Annotated in this window: 19 protein-coding genes; 11 read left to right on the forward strand and 8 right to left on the reverse strand. The window is 69.9% G+C overall.

The features are described from left to right. The first annotated feature begins 459 nt into the window (after nt 1–459). The 7 genes from zwf to BN1056_RS11325 all read left to right on the forward strand — a co-directional run bounded on the left by zwf (nt 460) and on the right by BN1056_RS11325 (nt 7532). On the forward strand, nt 460–1980 hold the full coding sequence (gene zwf, locus BN1056_RS11295; RefSeq protein WP_342343949.1) for a glucose-6-phosphate dehydrogenase: 1521 nt from the start codon (nt 460–462) through the stop codon (nt 1978–1980). Further along, nucleotides 1977–2966: a glucose-6-phosphate dehydrogenase assembly protein OpcA gene (locus BN1056_RS11300; protein ID WP_210581296.1), complete on the forward strand. Its 990-nt coding sequence runs from the start codon at nt 1977–1979 to the stop codon at nt 2964–2966. Before zwf ends, BN1056_RS11300 begins: the two co-directional genes overlap by 4 nt. Then, on the forward strand, nt 2966–3751 hold the full coding sequence (pgl, locus tag BN1056_RS11305; protein WP_210581298.1) for a 6-phosphogluconolactonase: 786 nt from the start codon (nt 2966–2968) through the stop codon (nt 3749–3751). Before BN1056_RS11300 ends, pgl begins: the two co-directional genes overlap by 1 nt. Before the next feature lie 150 nt (nt 3752–3901). Next, a complete protein-coding gene (locus BN1056_RS11310) occupies nt 3902–4825 on the forward strand; it encodes an aldo/keto reductase (RefSeq protein WP_210581299.1) in 924 nt (307 codons plus the stop codon). Nucleotides 4826–4854: 29 nt separating this feature from the next. Then, on the forward strand, nt 4855–5904 hold the full coding sequence (locus BN1056_RS11315) for an HNH endonuclease family protein (RefSeq protein ID WP_210581302.1): 1050 nt from the start codon (nt 4855–4857) through the stop codon (nt 5902–5904). Between the two features lie 147 nt (nt 5905–6051). Then, nucleotides 6052–6465, forward strand: a complete 414-nt coding sequence (locus tag BN1056_RS11320) for an RNA-binding S4 domain-containing protein (RefSeq protein ID WP_244542681.1) — start codon at nt 6052–6054, stop codon at nt 6463–6465. Between the two features lie 11 nt (nt 6466–6476). Continuing rightward, nucleotides 6477–7532 (forward strand): alpha/beta hydrolase, encoded by a 1056-nt coding sequence (locus BN1056_RS11325; protein WP_210581306.1) that lies wholly within the window; start codon nt 6477–6479, stop codon nt 7530–7532. A 34-nt stretch (nt 7533–7566) separates the two neighbouring features. Here BN1056_RS11325 and BN1056_RS11330 read toward each other — a convergent pair whose 3' ends face one another. From BN1056_RS11330 to BN1056_RS11350, 5 genes are all read right to left on the reverse strand, one after another. Next, nucleotides 7567–8436: a Cof-type HAD-IIB family hydrolase gene (locus BN1056_RS11330; RefSeq protein ID WP_244671678.1), complete on the reverse strand. Its 870-nt coding sequence runs from the start codon at nt 8434–8436 to the stop codon at nt 7567–7569. A gap of 50 nt (nt 8437–8486) precedes the next feature. Beyond that, nucleotides 8487–9113, reverse strand: a complete 627-nt coding sequence (locus BN1056_RS11335) for a DUF47 domain-containing protein (protein ID WP_210581308.1) — start codon at nt 9111–9113, stop codon at nt 8487–8489. A gap of 51 nt (nt 9114–9164) precedes the next feature. Then, the gene (locus BN1056_RS11340) at nt 9165–10109 is read right to left on the reverse strand and encodes an inorganic phosphate transporter (RefSeq protein WP_210581310.1); all 945 of its coding nucleotides are present in this window, start codon (nt 10107–10109) and stop codon (nt 9165–9167) included. Between the two features lie 24 nt (nt 10110–10133). Then, nucleotides 10134–11105, reverse strand: a complete 972-nt coding sequence (bsh, locus tag BN1056_RS11345; RefSeq protein ID WP_210581312.1) for a choloylglycine hydrolase — start codon at nt 11103–11105, stop codon at nt 10134–10136. Between the two features lie 334 nt (nt 11106–11439). Further along, nucleotides 11440–12117 carry a TetR/AcrR family transcriptional regulator gene (locus tag BN1056_RS11350; protein WP_244671679.1) on the reverse strand — a complete coding sequence of 226 codons (678 nt, stop codon included), beginning with the start codon at nt 12115–12117 and terminating at the stop codon, nt 11440–11442. Nucleotides 12118–12225: 108 nt separating this feature from the next. Between BN1056_RS11350 and BN1056_RS11355 the strand changes: the two genes are divergently transcribed. From BN1056_RS11355 to BN1056_RS11370, 4 genes are all read left to right on the forward strand, one after another. Further along, a complete protein-coding gene (locus BN1056_RS11355; RefSeq protein ID WP_210581317.1) occupies nt 12226–12732 on the forward strand; it encodes an HXXEE domain-containing protein in 507 nt (168 codons plus the stop codon). Next, nucleotides 12729–13277: an HXXEE domain-containing protein gene (locus BN1056_RS11360; protein WP_244671680.1), complete on the forward strand. Its 549-nt coding sequence runs from the start codon at nt 12729–12731 to the stop codon at nt 13275–13277. The genes BN1056_RS11355 and BN1056_RS11360 overlap by 4 nt, the downstream gene beginning before the upstream one ends. A 48-nt stretch (nt 13278–13325) precedes the next feature. Next, on the forward strand, nt 13326–14060 hold the full coding sequence (locus BN1056_RS11365) for an SDR family NAD(P)-dependent oxidoreductase (RefSeq protein ID WP_210581319.1): 735 nt from the start codon (nt 13326–13328) through the stop codon (nt 14058–14060). Nucleotides 14061–14215: 155 nt separating this feature from the next. Then, on the forward strand, nt 14216–15469 hold the full coding sequence (locus BN1056_RS11370) for an MFS transporter (RefSeq protein ID WP_244671681.1): 1254 nt from the start codon (nt 14216–14218) through the stop codon (nt 15467–15469). A gap of 33 nt (nt 15470–15502) precedes the next feature. Here BN1056_RS11370 and BN1056_RS11375 read toward each other — a convergent pair whose 3' ends face one another. From BN1056_RS11375 to BN1056_RS11385, 3 genes are all read right to left on the reverse strand, one after another. Next, nucleotides 15503–16075 (reverse strand): GyrI-like domain-containing protein, encoded by a 573-nt coding sequence (locus BN1056_RS11375; protein ID WP_280516467.1) that lies wholly within the window; start codon nt 16073–16075, stop codon nt 15503–15505. Between the two features lie 730 nt (nt 16076–16805). Next, entirely contained in the window at nt 16806–17030 is a 225-nt protein-coding gene (locus BN1056_RS11380) for a hypothetical protein (RefSeq protein ID WP_210581323.1), read from the reverse strand. A 69-nt stretch (nt 17031–17099) separates the two neighbouring features. Then, a complete protein-coding gene (locus tag BN1056_RS11385) occupies nt 17100–18173 on the reverse strand; it encodes a hypothetical protein (protein ID WP_210581325.1) in 1074 nt (357 codons plus the stop codon). Nucleotides 18174–18298: the final 125 nt, after the last annotated feature.

Here is an 18298-nt window from a genome sequence, read left to right on the forward strand (position 1 = left end):
CACCCCCAGCCCGTACACGCCGATATCCGCTGAGGCGGGCTGCGGGACGAAGTCGCTCGCTGAACTCATCGCAATCCTCTTCTGCCCGTCCGCACGGGCCACGGTTCTGGGATCGGTTATTGGGCAAGGTTACGCGCCGGGCGGGCTCCCGGCGCGCCCCAGAGCCTACCGTTGCGGCCGTCGCGTCGTACACGGCCGGTGAGAACTTAAGACACGCCCTGACAGACACCCCCTCGACACCCGCCCTGCCCGGCGGCGGTGCCGGTCGAGCGCATAGAGTGGACAGTGTCGGCCCTGCACCGCATCCGGGATCCGAGCGGGCGTCATGGTCGGCCGCAACCACCCACCGGGAAGAAGAACAGGAAGGCGCAGAAGGCACCCGTGGACCTCTCCCATATCTCAAGCACACCGACCGCGTCCGGCACCTCGGGAGGCGTTGCCGCTCCGCGGAACAATCCACTGCTGGACCCGCGCGATCTGCGTCTGCCCCGCATCGCCGATCCGTGCGTGCTGGTCATGTTCGGCATCACCGGCGACCTGGCCCGGCGCAAGCTCCTGCCGGCCATCTACGACCTGGCCAACCGCGGCCTGCTCTCCCCCAGCTTCTCACTGGTGGGCGTGGGACGGCGCAGCTGGTCCGACGACGACATGCGCGAATACGTCGCGGACGCGGTGCGCGGCGGCGCCCGCACCCCCTGGCGGCAGGCGATCTGGGATCAGCTGGCCGCCGGCATGCGCTTCGTCGAGCTGGCCTCCTTTGACGACGACGGCGCCTACGAGCGGCTCACCCGCACCGTCACCGACCTGGACGCCACCCGCGGCACCGGCGGCAACCGCGCCTTCTACCTGTCGGTGCCGCCGGCCTGGTTCTCCGCCGTCACCGAGCATGTGGCCGCCTCCGGACTCGTGGACGAGGTCCCGGGCTCCTGGCGGCGGGTGATCATTGAGAAGCCCTTCGGCCACAACCGCGCCAGCGCCCAGGAGCTGGACGCCGTCGTCTCCCGGATCGTGCGCCCGGACGACGTCTTCCGCGTCGACCACTACCTGGGCAAGGAGACGGTGCAGAACATTCTGGCCCTGCGCTTCGCCAACACCATGTTCGAGCCCCTGTGGAACCAGCGCTACGTGGACCACGTGCAGATCACCATGGCCGAGGACATCGGCATCGGCACCCGCGCCGGCTACTACGACACGATCGGCTCGGCCCGCGACGTCATCCAGAACCACCTGCTGCAGTTGCTGGCCCTGACCGCCATGGAGGAGCCCATCTCCATGCGCGCCTCCGCCATCCGCTCCGAGAAGGAGAAGGTGCTGGCCGCCGTCAAGCTGGAACGGGCCGGCGTCCTCGATCTGGACGCGACCACCGCCCGCGGCCGCTACGAGGCCGGCTTCCAGGGCGGCGTCCCCGTGCGCGGCTACCTGGAGGAGGACGGGGTGGCCGCCGACTCCCACACGGAGACCTTCGCCGCGGTGCGGCTGGAGATAGCCAACCGCCGCTGGGCCGGGGTCCCCTTCTACCTGCGTACCGGCAAGCGGCTGGCCCGCCGGGTCACGGAGGTGGCGGTGGTGTTCAAGCGACCACCGTTCCTGCCCTTCACCGACGCGGCCACGGCCGGCCTGGGCGCGAACACGATCGTGCTGCGCATTCAGCCCGACGAGGGCATCACCATGCGCATGGCCTCGAAGGTTCCCGGCACCCAGATGGAGCTGCGCGATGTGACCATGAACTTCGGCTACGGCGCCTCCTTCAACGAGGAGTCCCCAGAGGCCTATGAGCGGCTCATTCTGGACGCGCTGCTCGGCGACGCCCCGCTGTTCCCGCAGCAGCGGGAGGTGGACCTGTCCTGGCGGATCCTCGACCCGGTGATCGAGCACTGGGCCGCGAACGGGGTGCCGGAGGGCTATCGGCCCGGCTCCTGGGGGCCGCCCTCGGCCCATGACCTGCTTGCCCGCGACGGCCGCATTTGGAGGCGCTCATGATCATCAACCTCACCGAGACCACAACCGACGAGATCGTCTCCACCCTCCTTTCCGAGGGTGTCAGCAGCGGTTCGCGCGTACTCACCCTCGTGATCGACACCGACCGGGACGGTCTGGAGGAGGCCCTCGTGGCCGCCCACGGCGCCAGCCTGGACCATCCCTGCCGCGTGGTGGCGGTCGTGTCGCCGACCAACGGCAGCGACGACGCCGACGACGACCGGCGTCACAATGGGCACCGTCCCGACGGCTCCCTCGGCCATCTCGACGCCGAGATCCGGCTCGGCCACGACGCCGGCGCCGGCGAGACCCTGGTGCTGTTCCCGGAGGGCGAGGCGGCCCGCCACGCCGACACCCTGGTGGTGCCCTTCCTCCTGCCCGACGTGCCCGTGGTGACCTGGTGGCCGTATGCGCCGCCCGTGCGCCCGGCCACGAGCCCGCTCGGAGCCCTGGCCACCACCCGCATCACCAACACGCCCTCTCAGCCGGACCCGTCCTCCGCCCTGGCGGCCCTCGCCCCCGAGTACACGCGCGGCGACATCGACCTGGCCTGGACGCGCATCACCCTGTGGCGCGCCATGGTCGCCTCAACCCTGGACTCGCTGCTGTGCGCCGGGGCGGTCCGGGGAGTCGTCGTCGCCGGCGAGCCGCACAATGCCTCGGTGTCCCTGATGATCCGCTGGCTGCGGCTGCGCCTGGGTGTGGATGTGGAGCGGGTGGATGCCCCAGAGGTTCCCGGCATCGCCACCATTACGGTGCGCACCGACTCCGGTGACCTGGTGATCACGCGCAAGGACCACGAGCGGGTGATGATCACGCGCCCCGGCGTCGAGCGCCCACAGGTCGTGACCATGGCCCGCCGCGAGCCGGTGGCCACAATGAGCGAGGAGTTGCGTCGGCTCAGCCCGGACCTCGTCTACGAGGAGGTTCTGGCCACCTTCGCCGAGGACTCCGCCCAGGCCGCCGTTGCGGAAGAAAGGACCCACTGATGCCCACAGTCGATGCCGCCGCCGTCAACGCGGCCGCGGACGCCCGTCCCCTTCCCTCCGTCGTCGTCCACGACTCCATGACCGAGGCGGCCGCCACCGCCGCCGCGGAGACCGCGCGACTGCTCGCCGACGCCGTCGCCGAGCGGGGCGTCGCCCACCTGGTCCTGACCGGCGGATCGGGCGGTGCGGCGCTCGCTGCGGCGCTGCCCGCCGCACTCGCCGCCGTCGGGCTCACATCCGCGCACGGGCTGGATCGGGTGCACCTGTGGGAGGGTGACGAGCGCTTCGTGCCCGCCGACCACCCGGACCGCAACGACCTACAGGTGACGGGACTGGTAGCCGCCGGAATTCCGGAGGCCAATGTGCACCGCCTGCCTGGCCCCGAGCAGGTGGAGTCCGTCGACGCGGCGGCCGCCGCACTGGCCGAGGCGCTGCGGGAGCACGGCCCGGCCGACGGGCGCTTCGACGTCGTCCACGTGGGGCTGGGGCCGGATGCGCACGTGTGCTCGCTGTTCCCGGGGCACCCGGTCGCGCCCACCACCGGTACGGACGTGATCGCGGTGCACGATTCCCCCAAGCCGCCGCCCGAGCGCGTGTCCTTCACCTTCGACGTGTTGCACCGGGCACGTCGGGTCATGGTGGTGGCCGGCGGGGCCGGTAAGACCGAGGCGGTGGCCAAGGGGCTGGCCGCCCCCGACGTCGTCGCCGCCCCGGCCTCCTGCGCCCGCGGCGAGGCCACGGTCTGGCACCTGGATCGGGCGGCCGCCGCCGGCGTGCCCGACTGATCCGGACCGATTCGGTCCGCCCACACCCAAGCCGGCCCGACGCGCCCGCCGGCGTCCACAGGGACCGCCGGCGGCGGCCCTCCGCGCCGGCCTGTGGACGTCCGCGGGTTGCTCCTGTGCAGACGAACGCGGCTCGGATACCGTGTTTGTATGAGAATCCAACCAATTGGCTCATCCGACCTGACCGCCTCCAACCTCATCCTCGGCCTGATGCGCATTAAGGAGCTCAGCGACGCCGAGATCCGCGACCTGGTGGCCACCGCCCGCGGCGCGGGCATCACCATGTTCGACCACGCCGACATCTACGGCCGCGACCACGCCTGCGAGGAGCGCTTCGGCTCGGCCCTGAACTGGTCGGCCGCCGAGCGCGAGCAGGTGGTGCTGCAGACCAAGTGCGGCATCCGCTGGGGCTGGTTCGACTTCTCCGCCCAGCACATCCTTGAGTCCGTCGACGCCTCCCTCAAGGCGCTGCAAACCGACTACCTGGACGTGTTGCTGCTGCACCGTCCCGACGCGCTGGTCGAGCCGGAGGAGGTGGCCGCCGCCTTCGACTCCCTCGCCGCCTCAGGGAAGGTGCGCCACTTCGGCGTCTCCAACCACACGCGCGGCCAACTGGAGCTGCTGCGAGCCACCGTGGACCAGCCGCTGCTCGTCAACCAGCTGCAGCTGTCCCTGACGCATGCGGACATGATCGCCGAGGGCGTGGCCCTGAACATGCGCCACGACCAGTCGGTGGTGCGCACCGACGGCATCCTCGACTACTGCCGCCTGACCAACACCACCGTTCAGGCCTGGTCCCCCTTCCAGTCCGGTGACGGCTCCGGCCCGTTCCTGGGCAACCGGGAGCGCTACGGCGAGCTGAACGACGTCGTGGACCGCCTGGCCGCCGAGTACGGCGTGGCACCGGAGGCGATTGCCACCGCCTGGATCACCCGCCACCCCGCCCGTATTCAGGTGGTGCTGGGCACCACCCGCCCGGACCGGGTCGAGGCCGCGGCCGCCGGCTCCGAGCTGGAGCTGACTCGCGAGCAGTGGTACGAGGTCTTCCGCGCCGCGGGCTACATCGTTCCCTGAGCCGCCTCCGGCCGCGGAACCCGCCCATCATGCTGCCTCGTCTCCACCGATCCGCCCGGAGGGCGCCGGCGGCCTGCGTGCTTTCGGCAGTGCTCGCCCTGACTCCGTGCGCGGTCGCGCCCCCGGCGGCAGCGGATACCGCGAGTTCGCTGGATGCGCCAACCGCGGCCGCTGTCTCCTGGGATGGGCGAGGTCGGCTCGTGCTGGGCGCGGCGGAGGCGTTGGACGCGCTCGAGGCGTTGCCGGAGGACTCCCCCGCCGCCGTCTCCTGGGGTGAAGGGGGTTCGCGCACCGGCTGGTTCGGCCAGGCGTGGATGGACGTCGATGGGGATGGCTGCGACACCCGCAACGAAATCCTGGCCCGGGACCTGACCGACGCGGACTTCTCCCGCGAGGACGGCACGCAGGACATCGAAGCCGGGCGCGGTCAGGGGGCGGCCGTCTGCCCCGACGCCACGGTCTGGTCGGGCACCCTCCACGATCCCTACACCGGATCCACGGTCGCCTTTCAGCGTGGGCAGGACACCTCCGACGCCGTTCAGATCGACCACGTGATCCCGCTGAACTACCTGTACGCGCACGGTGCCTGGCAGTGGGATCAGCGCCGGCGTCTGCTGGTTGCCAATGATCCGTTGAATCTGCTGGCGGTGGATGGCGCGGCCAATCAGGAAAAGTCCAACTGCGGCCCGGCCACCTGCCCGGCCGGCTCCACCGAGACGGGCACTTGGACCACTGCTACCGGGCCCGGATGGTGGCCCGACGACGTCGGTTACCGCTGTGAGTACGCGCGCCGGTTCGTCAGCGTGGCGGCCGCCTACGACCTCGGGCTGCCGGACGCCGACGCCGCCGCCCTGCGCACGGCGCTGACCGACTGCGCGGCCGGCGGCGACGGCGCCGTCTCGGTGCCCGAGCGCGTTCGCAGTGTTGGTGTCCGGGTGGGGCAAACGGTGCTGGCTGACCGCGTCTACACACTGGTTTGTGCCGCCGGGGCGCTGCTGATCGGGCTCGGGCTGGTGACGCGTGGGCGTGCCGCCCTGCCCCGTCGACCCCGCCGCCGCGCATCTCGCCGAGGTCGGTAGAAGTTACGTGCCGAGGTCGGTTGAACTTACGTGCCGAGGTCGGTTGAAATGGCACCGAGGCCCGACGCCCGATCCCCTAGGATCGGACACGTGGCGAATACGCAGTCGGGCCCAGCGGCCGGAAGCGATAGCCGGAGCGCTCCCGGCATAAACGATCCGGCGTCGGCGCGCGTGGACGTGTGGCTGTGGAGCGTGCGGCAGGTGAAGTCCCGCTCCGCCGCGACCGCGGCCTGCCGCGCCGGCCACGTGCGCATCAACGGCGAGACCGCCAAGCCCTCCCAACACGTGAAGGTGGGCGACGAGATCCGCTATCGCGTGCAGGGCTTCGACCGGCTGCTGCGCGTGCAGCGGATCCTCGTCAAGCGGGTGGGTGCACCCGTCGCCCGCACCGCCTACACCGACTTCTCTCCCCCGCGTCCGACCCCGCTGGATGCGCCCGCCGCGATCGTTCGCGACCGCGGGGCGGGCCGCCCCACCAAGAAAGAGCGTCGTCAGCTCGACGCCCTGCGCGCCACCCGCCGGGCCGACGTCGATATCGAGCACCTGCTGGACGAGGACTGAAGGAGAACCGCATGTCTCCCTCCGCTCGCGCCACTCGTGGCGCGGCCGCCATCGCCGCCCTGAGCGCCATCGGGGCGCTGGCGGTGCGCCGCCGAGAGCTGGGACCGGGACTCAACCGCGTGGCCCGGGAGCTGCGTGCGCCGCTGTTGGTGATTGGCCGGGGCCAGGCAGGAGTGCCCGAGGACCTGCCCACCGACTTCTCCTCCGTGCTTTCCTCGCGGCTGCCCGCGCGGGTATTCCCATCCGGCCTGGGGCACCGTGACGTCGTCGTCGATGGCGGTCTGGAGGTGCCGGTGTGGCGGTACGAGCCGGATGCGCGGCGGCAGGCGCCGCCGTCGGGCGCCCTCGTGTGGCTGCACGGTGGCGGTTTTGTGGGCGGCTCCCCCGCCCAGGACCACTTGTTCTGCTCACGCATCGCCCGGGAACTGGGCATTCTGGTGGTCTCCGTCGATTACCGGCTGGCGCCCGCCCACCCCTATCCGGCGGCACTCGACGACGCCTTCACCGTTCTGCGTCGGCTGCACGCCGAGGCCGCGGCCGAGGGCGTGGACGCCGAGCGGATTGCGATCGGCGGCGCCAGCGCCGGCGGCGGGCTCGCGGCCGCGCTCGCTCAGCGCGCCCTGGACGAGGGAGTACCGGTTGCTTTCCAACTGCTGATCTATCCGATGTTGGATGACCGCACGGGTGCCGGTGGCGCCGAGATTCCCGGCCGCGGCGAGTTCGTGTGGACCGCCCGTCGCAACACGGAAGGTTGGGGCGCCTACCTGGGGCGTCCGGTCGCCGAGCCGGCCGACCGGTGGGCGCCGGCGCGCTGGGCGGTGCCGGCTCGGCGGGAGCACCTGGATGGGTTACCGGCCGCCTGGATCGGCGTTGGCGAGCTGGACCTGTTCCTTGATGAGGACCGTGCCTATGCAGAGCGCCTGCGGGCTGCCGGCGCGCAGGTGCAACTGCGGGTTGAGCCGGGTATGTATCACGGCGCCGACTACTGCACCTGGTCGGCGGCGATGCGCGATTTCCGCAGTGACGCGATCGATGCTCTGCGTCGGGGGCTGGCGGGCGGAAGCTGAGAGCCCGCGCGACCGTCCCGTCCGGCGGCGGCGCTCAGGCCAGGCGCTGGAGCAGGGCGTCGACGGTGCGTAGGACGCCGGCTTCGGTGTTCGCGGGCGCGGTCCAGTGGGCGACGGCCTGAATGCCGGGGTGGGCGTTGGCCATGGCGAATGACAGCTCGGACCGCTCGTACATGTCCAGGTCGTTGAGATAGTCGCCGAAGACGGCTGTCTGCGCCGGCGTGATGCCCAGGCGCGCCTGCAGGGCGGCCAGGGCCCGGCCCTTGGAGGCGGTGCGGGGCATGAGGTCGGTCCAGTGCACGCCGGAGACGACGGCCTGCACGTCCGGCACGGCCGCCTTCAGTGCCTGCGAGCTGCCGGCCTCGACGTCGTCGAAGTCGTATACGGCCACCTTCAGCGTCCGGTCCAACGGCACGGCGAGTAGATCGTCGACGATCTCCAGCTCCCGGTAGTAGCGGGAGACCTCTTCCACGAAGGGCGGGTCCTGGCGGTCGATGTAGGCGCATTCCACCCCGGCCAGGACGGCGCCGACGTTGTAGCCGTCGATGCCCAGGTCGCGGGCGGTGTCGATGGTGGCGACCGTGTCGCTCACGGTTATGGTCTCGCAGTGGATGACCTCGTCGTCTTGGACCACCAGGGTGCCGTTCTCGGCGATGATCGGCGAGTGGGTGATCGGCTCACCCAGCACGGAGCGCAGGTTGGCGAGCTGGCGCCCGGAGGCGGGAGCGAACAGCACCCCGTGGGCGCGCAGCCGCGAAACCATGTCGGCGAATCCCGCCGGGAGTAGGCCGTCGCCGTCGAGCAGGGTGCCGTCCATATCCGTGACGACCAGGCGCAGGTCGACGGGCGCGGGCGGCAGTGGGGCGGGGCCGGCAACCGAGCCGGGCGTGGTGGAGGACTTCACGCAGGCGATTGTTACAGACCCGGCGGATGATCGTGAATCGGTGCAAGCGATCAAATGGTGCGTTTGACAATTCCATCCACGACGGCGTCGATTGCCTCGATCAGTCTCAGGCCGATCACGTCTACGCGTCTGAGCAGTTCGCGGCGGGCGAGCGCCTCCATGTTCAGTTCTTCCACGAACAGTTGGCGCAGGCCGTCGTCGTACTGTTCGCGTACCCGGCGGCCCTCCTTACGGGCGGAGGTGCACAGCTCCCGGTTGATGCGCCCGGAGGAGGTGTCCATGGCACCGACCAGCTGCTCCAGTCCGCGGCGAATGTGTTCGAGGCCCGTCCGCGAGTGGTCATCGGGCTGGACCTGCCAGGCGCGGGTCTCCCGCACGAAGTCACGAGTGTTGGTGAGCACCTCATCGAGGCAGCGGGAGAAGCGGAACATGTCCTCCCGGTCGAGCGGCGTCACCACCCGTGTTGACAGCAGGTGCACGAACTGCAGGCGAGTCGTGTCTCCCTGGCGCTCTACCTGCTCGATGCGCTCGACCAGCGCGTCCAGATCCGCGTCCGCCTCGCATGCGCGCAGCGCGAGCTCGACGCCCTCAATGGCGAGAGTCGCCTGCGCCGACAGCGCCCCGACCAGGGTCTGCCGCCTCCCCGGTCGCCGTAGCCACGTCCACAGTCTTGCCATGCCGCATCCGTCCTCCGTGTACCCAATTGTGCGCGCCGCGCGACACCGTGCTCAATGACCGATCAGCATGGCCGCGCCGGCCCCGCACAGCAGGGATACCGGGAGGGTCCAGGCCCAGGCGGCGGCGATCCGGCCGACGGCGTTCCACCGCAGTCTTCTCCACTGGACGCCGGGCACGCTCCCCATGAGGGCACCCACCGTGGCCTGAGTCATTGACACCGGGGCACCGAGAATGGCGCCCACCGTGACCGCCAGTGCCGTGGCCACCAGGACATTGCTGACCTGATAGGGCTTCGGTGCGAACACGCCCACCCGCCAGGCGCGGCCCGCAGCGCGCAGACCGAGCCTAGCCCCGATGGCGAAGGCCAACCCGGATCCGACCGCCGCCATCAAGCGCAGCGCCGGGCCGCCACCCGGACCGCCCACGGGCTGCCCCAGCGCGGTCATCCACACCACGAACAGCTTCTGGCCGTCATTGAGCCCATAGGCCGCGCAGACGCAGATGAAGCCGCCGCTGCGGGCATACCCCATCCACCGGTGGGCGTCCGGCAGCCGCAGGCGTGCCAGCACGGCCAGGAGGGCGCGAGCGCACAATCCGGCCAGCACGGGAGCCAGGGCGGCCAGTGCCAGCACCCGTGCGACGAGTGGCCAGTTCGCGCCTCCACCTACCAGGCGCACCCCGGTCGCGGCGCCTACCAGGGCGAGCGTGACCGACGTGGGCACCCGCACGACCGCCGCGGCCCCCAGGGTCACGATCGCCGCCAACAACACGGTGCCGAGTTCACGCACTCCGCCGCCGCCCAGAAGCTCCCGATAGGTGCCGGCCACGGGCGCCGTCCCCGCCAGTGGGACCAGGGCGGTCACAGCGGCGAGGATGGCGACCGGGCCCCAGGGGCGCTCTGGGTTGGCCCCGATGTTGAGCGCGCACAGCGGCGCCCCATCGTTTCTGCCCACTACGACGGTGAAGGCCAGTACCAGCGCGGCGGTTAGCAGCACGGCACAAGGCTCTCACGCGCCGTGTCAGGGACGCCACACCGTCGGCTCGGGCTCCAGGAGGTCGGTCGCATCGGCACCCGCGCAGTCGGCCAGGCTCACGCACCGCAGTGCCGGGTCGTCATAGGTCGAGTAGTAGTAGGTGCCGGTGCGGGCCGAGAAGCAGCCGGTGTACAGCGTGCGCTCGTAGGCGCCGTCGGCCATGAGGGCGGCCCCATCCACCATGGAGACATTGCCCAGGGTGTGGAACAACCGGGAGACGTTCTCCGCCTCATTGTCCTTAACCGGGTAATGGGCGTTTAGGAATGCCGCCTTGGCGAATCTCGACGGCGAGTAATAGTCGCCGGGAATTCCACGCATGCCGGCACCTGAACCGAATGGGGAGAGTTCAGCATCGCGCCAGTGGGCGGCGTCCGGCATATCACCGTTGGCGGTGATGAAGGTGCGCAGATTCTCCATGTGCCAGTCGAAAGTGGGCTGGTTGGCCAGAGTATCGACCGGGTTGTGGTGAATGTGCATGCCGTCCTTCATGTACTCCACCACGATGCTGCGCCGCCCATCGCCGATGATCCAGTGCAGCAGGGAGACGCCGAGGTCATCGCTGACCGGTTTGGCCACGATGGCGGTTTCCACCAGTGCCGCCTCGACCTCATCGACGCTGGTGAAGTTCGCCGCGATCCACAGCGGGAACTCGTAGGCGGCCACGTTGGTCTTGCCGACCACCGGCCCGTCCTGGTAGCAGGCGTAGCCGGGGAAGTTCAGTCCGGCGACGGCCAGGCCGGCGTCGTTGCCGCAGTCGAAGTACAGCGGGTAGTCCTCGAAGACGATGCCCATGCCGATCACCGCGTGCGCGGCCGGAGTATCCTCACCGAACGCCGAACGGATCATGAAGCCCGAGGGTACGACTACGATGCGCTCGCCATAGGACGTGCTCCAGTCCAGATTGCGCCCGAAGTACATGTTGCCTTCACTGTCCGTGAACCTGATTCCCGTGCACATGGCAGCCTCTTTCCACATGTGAGCGTTGACGACGTATTGACTGAACGGTGCCGGCCGGGCACCTGGAAGGAAATGTAGTACGCCGCTCCAGCATATGTGGGAGATTTCACCAATTCGATACGGCGGGCGCCTTATCTGGGAAAACAATGAAATTAGTCTGCGGTTTTCCGGGATGGAATAGTGGCATCAACCTGGCTCCTCGCGTTTGGGAGTTCGCCATGCCGGTTCGGAGGGTCGGAGAGGCGTAAGCGCCTCACCCACGCGCACAGACCCAGTTCCGCAGACCCCTGGTGGGCGAACCCGAAGTCCACCGCACCCAGAACTCGAAGCGCCGCTATATCTCGGAGTGCTGATTCACGCGAGCCCTCGGCAGCGCCCGTCCGGCAATCAGCTCCGCCACGCGAAACGCCTCGTCCAGGTCCGGGGTCTGACCGAGGTAGGTCAGCCGGTAAAGGAAGGTGCCCACCAGCATGTCCACGCTGGTGACCGGGTCCGGCCCGTTCCACGCTCCCGTGTCCACCGCGCGGGCGACGGCGGCAATCGCCCCGTCTCGCAGGGGTGCGATCACGCGCTCCCGGTAGGCGGCGGCCGCCCGGGGGTGCCCGGCGAGCTCCATACCCAGGCCGGGCAGCGCCGTCGTCAGGGGCGGGCGCATGAGCAGTCGCCAGGTGTGGACGATGATGCGAGCGAGGTCGGCCAGCGGGTCCTTACCCGCCGGGAACTCCCGCGGCCCGAGGGCGGCGTCGACGGCGTCGACGGCGAGCTCGGCCAGGGAGGGCCAGCGCCGGTAGATCGTGGACTTGGGGACGCCCGCACGCGCGGCTACCGCGTCGATGCGCAGACCGTGCAGCCCCACCTCGGTCAACAGAGCGAAGGTTTCCCGCAGGATGCGTTCGTCCAGCGCAGTGTCGCGCGGGCGTCCGCCGCGGCCCGCATCTGTGCGCCGAGAGGTGCCGGCGCGCAGCCCGGCCCGTCGGCCCGCCTCACCCGTGTCGTCTGGCCTGCCCGCCACGGTGTCCTCCTCATCCTGTCGCCGGATCGCACGCAATTCTTCCATCTGACCCCCACTTCCGCTACTGTAGGTTGCGCAATTATTGGTAGCGATATCCTGGGAGGCCCCATGGACAGAGTTGACTTGGCGACTTCAGGACTGTTCTTCGCCTGGCTGGCTCACGACCTGGAGGAGTACGCGACCATGCCCGGGCGCCGTCACTCCTTCATACGCTCACTGCCACTCCTGCCCGAGGACGTACGCACGCGGGGGATGTCGCGCGACCAGGTGTATGTGGCGCTGAGCCTGATGGGGGTGTTGATGGCGGCGGCCTCCGTGGACGGTTACCGCACCCGCGGGCGCTCGGGCTTCTACCAGGCGATGCTCTACGGCTACGGCATGCACGCCTTCATACACCTGGGCTCGGCAGCACTGGCCCGCGGCTACACGCCCGGCTGCACCACCGCCCTCCCGCTGGTGCTTCCGTTCTGGCGCTTCGCCAAGGCGGCTCTGCGGGCCGACGGCGTCGAGCCGAAGCCCGCCCGGTGGACCATTCCGGCCTTCCCCGTCGTCGGCGTCGTGCTGCATGGGGCCGGGTACCTGGCTGCGCGGCGCTGGCGGAGCTTCACCTCATGACGCGGCCCGCCGGTGCCAAGGCGGCGGCGCTGGGGCTGGCCGCCTGCTATCTGCTCAACGACGGCGAGGAACTATTCACCTACCGGGCCTCATCCGCCTGGCTGCTGCATCGCGCGCCAGAATGGATGCCGCTTCCGGAAGGGGCGCGGCGCGAGGGGTGGAGTCAGGCGCATGTGAGTCTGGCGATCGCCCTGATCGGGATTCACTGGGTCGGCGCCTCGGTGGCGGGATACCGCAGCGGAGGTCGCTCCGCCTGGTTCCAGAACGCGGCCGCGGCCTGGGGCCTGCACGGCTTCGCCCACCTGGCGGCGTGCGCGGCCCGGGGCGGGTACGTGTCCGGGGCACTAACCGCACCGCTGGTAATCGGCTACGGCGCCTGGGCCCGCGGCGCACTTCGGGCCCAGGGCGTGCCCTCCCGCGTGTCGCCGGCCGGCGTCGCCGCCTCCCTGCCGATACTGTTCGCCGCACACGCCGGAGCGGAGTTCGCGCTTGCGGCGATCGGCAGTGATCGTCCGGCGCCGTCACTGCTGTTCGCCAGACGGTAACGTTGTCATCATCCCCTGAGCCGACCGAGAAGAACGGAGAGCACCGCAGTGACACGTGTACTGGTGACCGGAACAAGCACCGGACTGGGGCTGGGCGCTCTGCACGACCTGCTGGACGCCGGAGCAGAGGTCGTGGCGCACGTGCGCCGCGAAGCACAGCTGGAGGCGGTGCGTCGAGAGCTTGGGGTATCGGTTCCCGGCGTCGTCGGGGACCTGGCCGATCAGGCCCAGGTGCGGGACGTGGCCGAGCAGGTAGCCGAACTGGGCGGCGTGGACGCCGTCATCCACTCCGCCGGCACCATGGACGAGCGTCTGGTGCTGGCCGTCAACGTGGTCGCCCCCTACCTGCTCACCGCCCTCGTGCCCGCGCAGCGCCACGTCTACCTCTCCTCCAGCATGCACCGCGGCGGCCGACTCAACACCGCACGGCTGGCCGAACTGGACTGGACGGGCACGCGGCCGACGGCGTCGTACTCGGACTCCAAGCTACTGGTCACTGTGCTGGCCGCCGCGGTGGGCCGGCTCCGTCCGGGCACGTGGGCCAACGCCGTCGACCCGGGCTGGGTGCCCACCCGCATGGGCGGCGCCGGCGCCCCGGACGACCTGGAGGCCGGGCACCGCACCCAGGCCTGGCTGGCGCTGGGCGATGACCCGCGCACCCACACCAGCGCCTACTGGCACCACCAGCGCACGCAGGACCCCGACCGGCGCGTGAATGACATCGAGCTCCAGGACCGGCTGCTGGCTGCGTTGGCGCAGGAGACGGGAACGCCGCTGGGCTAGCGCCGCAGCCGGCACCGGAGACTCCGTCGGAACACGCTCACGGTAACGGCGGCCCCGCCGCCGTCCGACTCCAGGACCGTTGCACGACGGTCTCGACCCGGCACCCGCGGCCCGTCCCGGACCATGCCGCCACGTCGTCGTCCTAGATTGCCCGCATGCCAACGCTAACCGCGCGCGGCGTCGCCTCCGCAGCCGCCCCCGAACACATGCCTCCCCGCAGCTGGTCCCTCACACTGACGCTGACCATGCTCGGACTGTTCTCCGCCTGGTTCGGCCCCATTCAGGTGCTGCTCGGGCTGCAGGCGGCCCAGCTCGCCCCCGACCACAAGGAGGCGGTGCTGTCCCTGGTCACCGGCCTGGGTGCGCTGGTGTCCACGCTCGGCAATCCGGTCTTCGGCGCCCTGTCAGACCGCACTTCCGGGCGCTTCGGCCGCCGCCTGCCCTGGATCGTCGGCGGCCTGGCCCTGGGCACCGTCGGACTGGTGGTCCTGGCCATCGCCGACTCGGTGGCGTTGATGATCCTGGGCTGGTGCCTGGTGCAGGGCTTCCTCAACGCGGCCTACGCCGCCCTGAATGCGTCGGTGACCGACCAGGTGCCGGTGGACCGCCGCGGCTTCGTCTCCGGGCTCATCGGCGTGGCGCAGACCGCCGGCCTGGTGATGGGCGCCGGTATTGCCGCCACGGCGGGTGGCACTCGCACCGGTTACCTGGTGCTGGCCGTGCTAGTGGTCGTCCTCGGCATCCCGCACGTTCTCAACGCCCGCGACCTGCGGCTGCCCGACGGCGCCCCGCGCCCGTCGCTGCGGCACATCCTCGCCGGCTTCGTGCCACCGCTGCGCTCCCACCCGGACTTCGGCTGGGCGTGGTTGACCCGCTTCCTGGTCAACCTGGGCAACTCCACCGGGACGCTCTACCTGCTCTACTACCTCATGGATGCGGTCGGCATGGAGGCCGACGCCGCCGCTACCGGAGTCTTCATCCTCACCGGCATCTACGCCGTCGCCGTGTTCGGCTCGACCGTGTCCGGCGGCATCTGGTCCGACCGGCTGGGACGGCGCAAGCCCTTCGTGATCGTGGCGGCGCTGGTGACGGGGCTGGCGGCGCTCGACCTGGCGCTCACCCAGAACTGGATCGGTGCGATCGTCGGCGCCGTCATCCTCGGGATCGGCTTCGGCGCCTTCACCAGCGTGGACTTCGCGCTGGTCACCCAGGTGCTGCCCAGCTCCGGCGACGCCGCTCGCGACCTGGGAATCATTAACATCGCCTCCGCCGGCGCCCAGGTACTGGCCCCGGTTGTCGCCGCCCCCATCGTCACCCACCTGGGTGGCTACACGGGCCTGTACCTGATGGCGGCCGCAGCCTGTGTGCTCGGCGCCGTCTGCGTCACGCGAATCCGCACAGTCGACTGACCCCGTGTCGGCGCATTCGGCCGGCGGAAGTATTCACGCCGGCCGAATCGGGTGCCGGATGACCGTGCGCAGCCGCTCGGGGGCGACGCGTCGGGCGTCGCTGAGATAGATCTCGTGGTGGCGGCGCACGTCGGAGAAGTCCGGCACATAGCCCTCTGACTGCGCAAACTCGTGCATGAGGGCCAGTGTGGCCGGCTCGTCGTCGTAGGGGCCCACGTGCAGGCACTGCACGCACAGCCCCTCCTGCAGAGGCATGAACTGGACCCGGGAGAAGTCGGCGTGCTTCTTGCGCGTCGCCTCCTCAAGCGCCCAACCGAACTCGGCCTCCGTGACGAAGTCCGGCAGGCGGATGGCGGCGATCCACTCGAAGCGCTCCTTGTGGGCGTAGTCGACGTCGCCGGCGCCTGCCTGCCACCAGAAGCCCTCCAGTGGTGGGACCACGTAGTCGAAGTACCCCTCCATGAGGTGCCCGGCGCGCCGGCTCATCTTGATGGTGAAGGCGACGGCGTACAGCAGGCCGATCGCCTGCTGGTACTCCCCGTCCTCGCGGTTGGGGTCCCCACTGCCGCGCACGGCAATGAAGTTCATGGCGGGGACGTCCACAATGCCCGGCCGCCGGGGCGGGGCGTAGAACTCCTTGTACTCCCATCAACCGCATCATCACGCGGTTTTCGGCGTGTCGCACCCCAAACCTGGGCCATATCTGGGCCGAACGATCCTGAAACACGCCTGGAACATCCCTCCCACGCAAGACTTGAGTCATCCAGGCTCAACCCTGACCCGGCGGCTGAAGGAATGTCCCGGCGCTGTCCCCGACGTGTCCCCCGGGACGTCCCCGCACTGTCCCTCGGGACAGGAGTGGGGACGCCTCCGGGACGGGGTGGCGCTCGCGGGTGCGCTCGGACTATTTACCGGCGGGTTGGTTTTGGTTGGGGCGGCGGGGCGAAGTATTGACCGTTCGGTTGAATGTTCGCAGGATTTGCGTTTCGACCCGGTCGAGGTCTGCCGGCGCTCGGGCGGGGCCTCCTGGGGGTCGTGGGCGGCCTGGAATGCGTGGTGTGTGTCCTTGTTGGGGTGGGGTGGTGTCGGGCTGCTGGTGGGGTGTTTGGTGAGCCCTGGGGCGGCGCTCCGGTGGGGTGGGCGGCGAATAGCGGGGTTAAGAAACTGTGACCACCCTATGTGTCATCTGGGTAATGGCTGGGCGATTCTGGAATGCCAGCTGTGCTGTGAGGTAACTGGACGGTTCCAGTTAGCACGCTGGTTGTCGTGATCTAGTCGTGGCCGGGTTAGGTCGTCCTGCGTCTGGAAGCGCGCCGATCTACTCTCTCACTGGCGTTTATTCCGTGATGTTGTCGATGTTCGCACGGCCTGAACCCTGGGCAAAACCATGGCAGTGCCGGGGTGGTGCTGGTGTGTTTGTGGAATGTTTGCCGGGTGTTTGTTGTGGGCGGGTGTTGGGTGTGCCGGCCGCGATCTTGTCGGGGGTCTGGTCGACCTCGTGCGGGGCGGGCTTGGTGTCGGTGGGGTGGCGGTAGAATTGGGGTTGATGCTGCTCTGCCATGGTGTAGACGCGGGCGGGGCACCGGGTTCTTCCTTCTACCGGTGTCCCGCCCTTGTGTTTGGTGGCTGGCTAGTGTTGCCAGGGCCAGCGGTGGCGCTTACGCTCGGGCTCCTCCTGCTGCTCGGCTTCGTCGTCGGTGGTGTCGTCGTCGGTGTCGGTGTTGGGGTCATAGCCCAGGGCCAGTAGCACATCCCGCAGCGTGGCCGCCCAGGGGTCCACCGCCTCCGGGTCGGCCTCTGCGGCGGTCTTGAGCGCGTGGATGGCGCGCGTGACCTGCACCCGGAACCAGTCTCCCGTCCACTCCGCGGGCAGTGTTCCCCAGTTCAGCGGGGTGCCGGTCATGTCCTGCCAGGCCTGCACCTCCTCGGTGTCGAAGCCGGTCAGGGCGCACACCATGGGGACCGACAGGGCTTCCAGGCCGGACAGGCGGGCGGCCTGGCGTGCGACGGCCCCAGCCATGACGGCCCGGTCGGGCAGCGGGTCGGCGTAGACCGGCTCCTGAAGAATGCGGGAGCCCTCACGCACTTCCCGCAGTCCGATCATGTCGCCGCGGCCGGCCCGCTGCCTGGATTGGGGGTCCAGTAGGCGGGTGTCGAGGATCTGATCGATGGCACGCTGCCGGCGCTGCTCGCTGGTGAGTGCGGCCTCGGCGGCGGCAGCGGCCTCACGCTCGGCCCTCTGCCTGGCCTCGGCTTCGAGCCGCTTCTTCTTCTCCTCCACCCAATCCATGCGGGTGAGCCGATTGGTGTCGTCCAGCTGCCAGGCCACCCACTTCAAGTTCAGCGGCACGGTGCGGTCATAGTCCTCATGGAGGTGCCACAGTGCGTCTCGGATGCGGTCGGCGGCGGTCTTGCGCCACTCGACCGGTAGGTCCTTGAAGCGTGCGTGGCCGCGGGGATAGTCGGGGTTGTGCTTGTCCAGCTCGTCCCGCCGGCGGCCGGTGATGGCCTCCATGACGTTGATGTCCACCTCCTCCTTGCTGCTCATCAGGGTTTGCAGGATGCGCTGGTGTGCGGCCTGGCGGGATTGTGCTGCGGCTGCGGGGTCGAGCGCCTGTGGTGGGGTTGTGTTGACCGGCCGGAGGCGGCCGTTCTCGACGACGCCGACGACGGTGTGACCGGGGCGGGTGACGATGTCTGCCATGAGTTGGTTCCTTACGCGTTGTTCTGGGCTTGGGGTAGGCCCGTGGGTGGGTGGTTGATGATGCGGGCGGCGACGGACCTGTAGGTGGGGTCCAGGCCCTCGGCGAGCATGGTCTTCACCGTGTG

Source organism: Actinomyces succiniciruminis, assembly GCF_900002405.1.
Taxonomy (GTDB): domain Bacteria; phylum Actinomycetota; class Actinomycetes; order Actinomycetales; family Actinomycetaceae; genus Actinomyces; species Actinomyces succiniciruminis.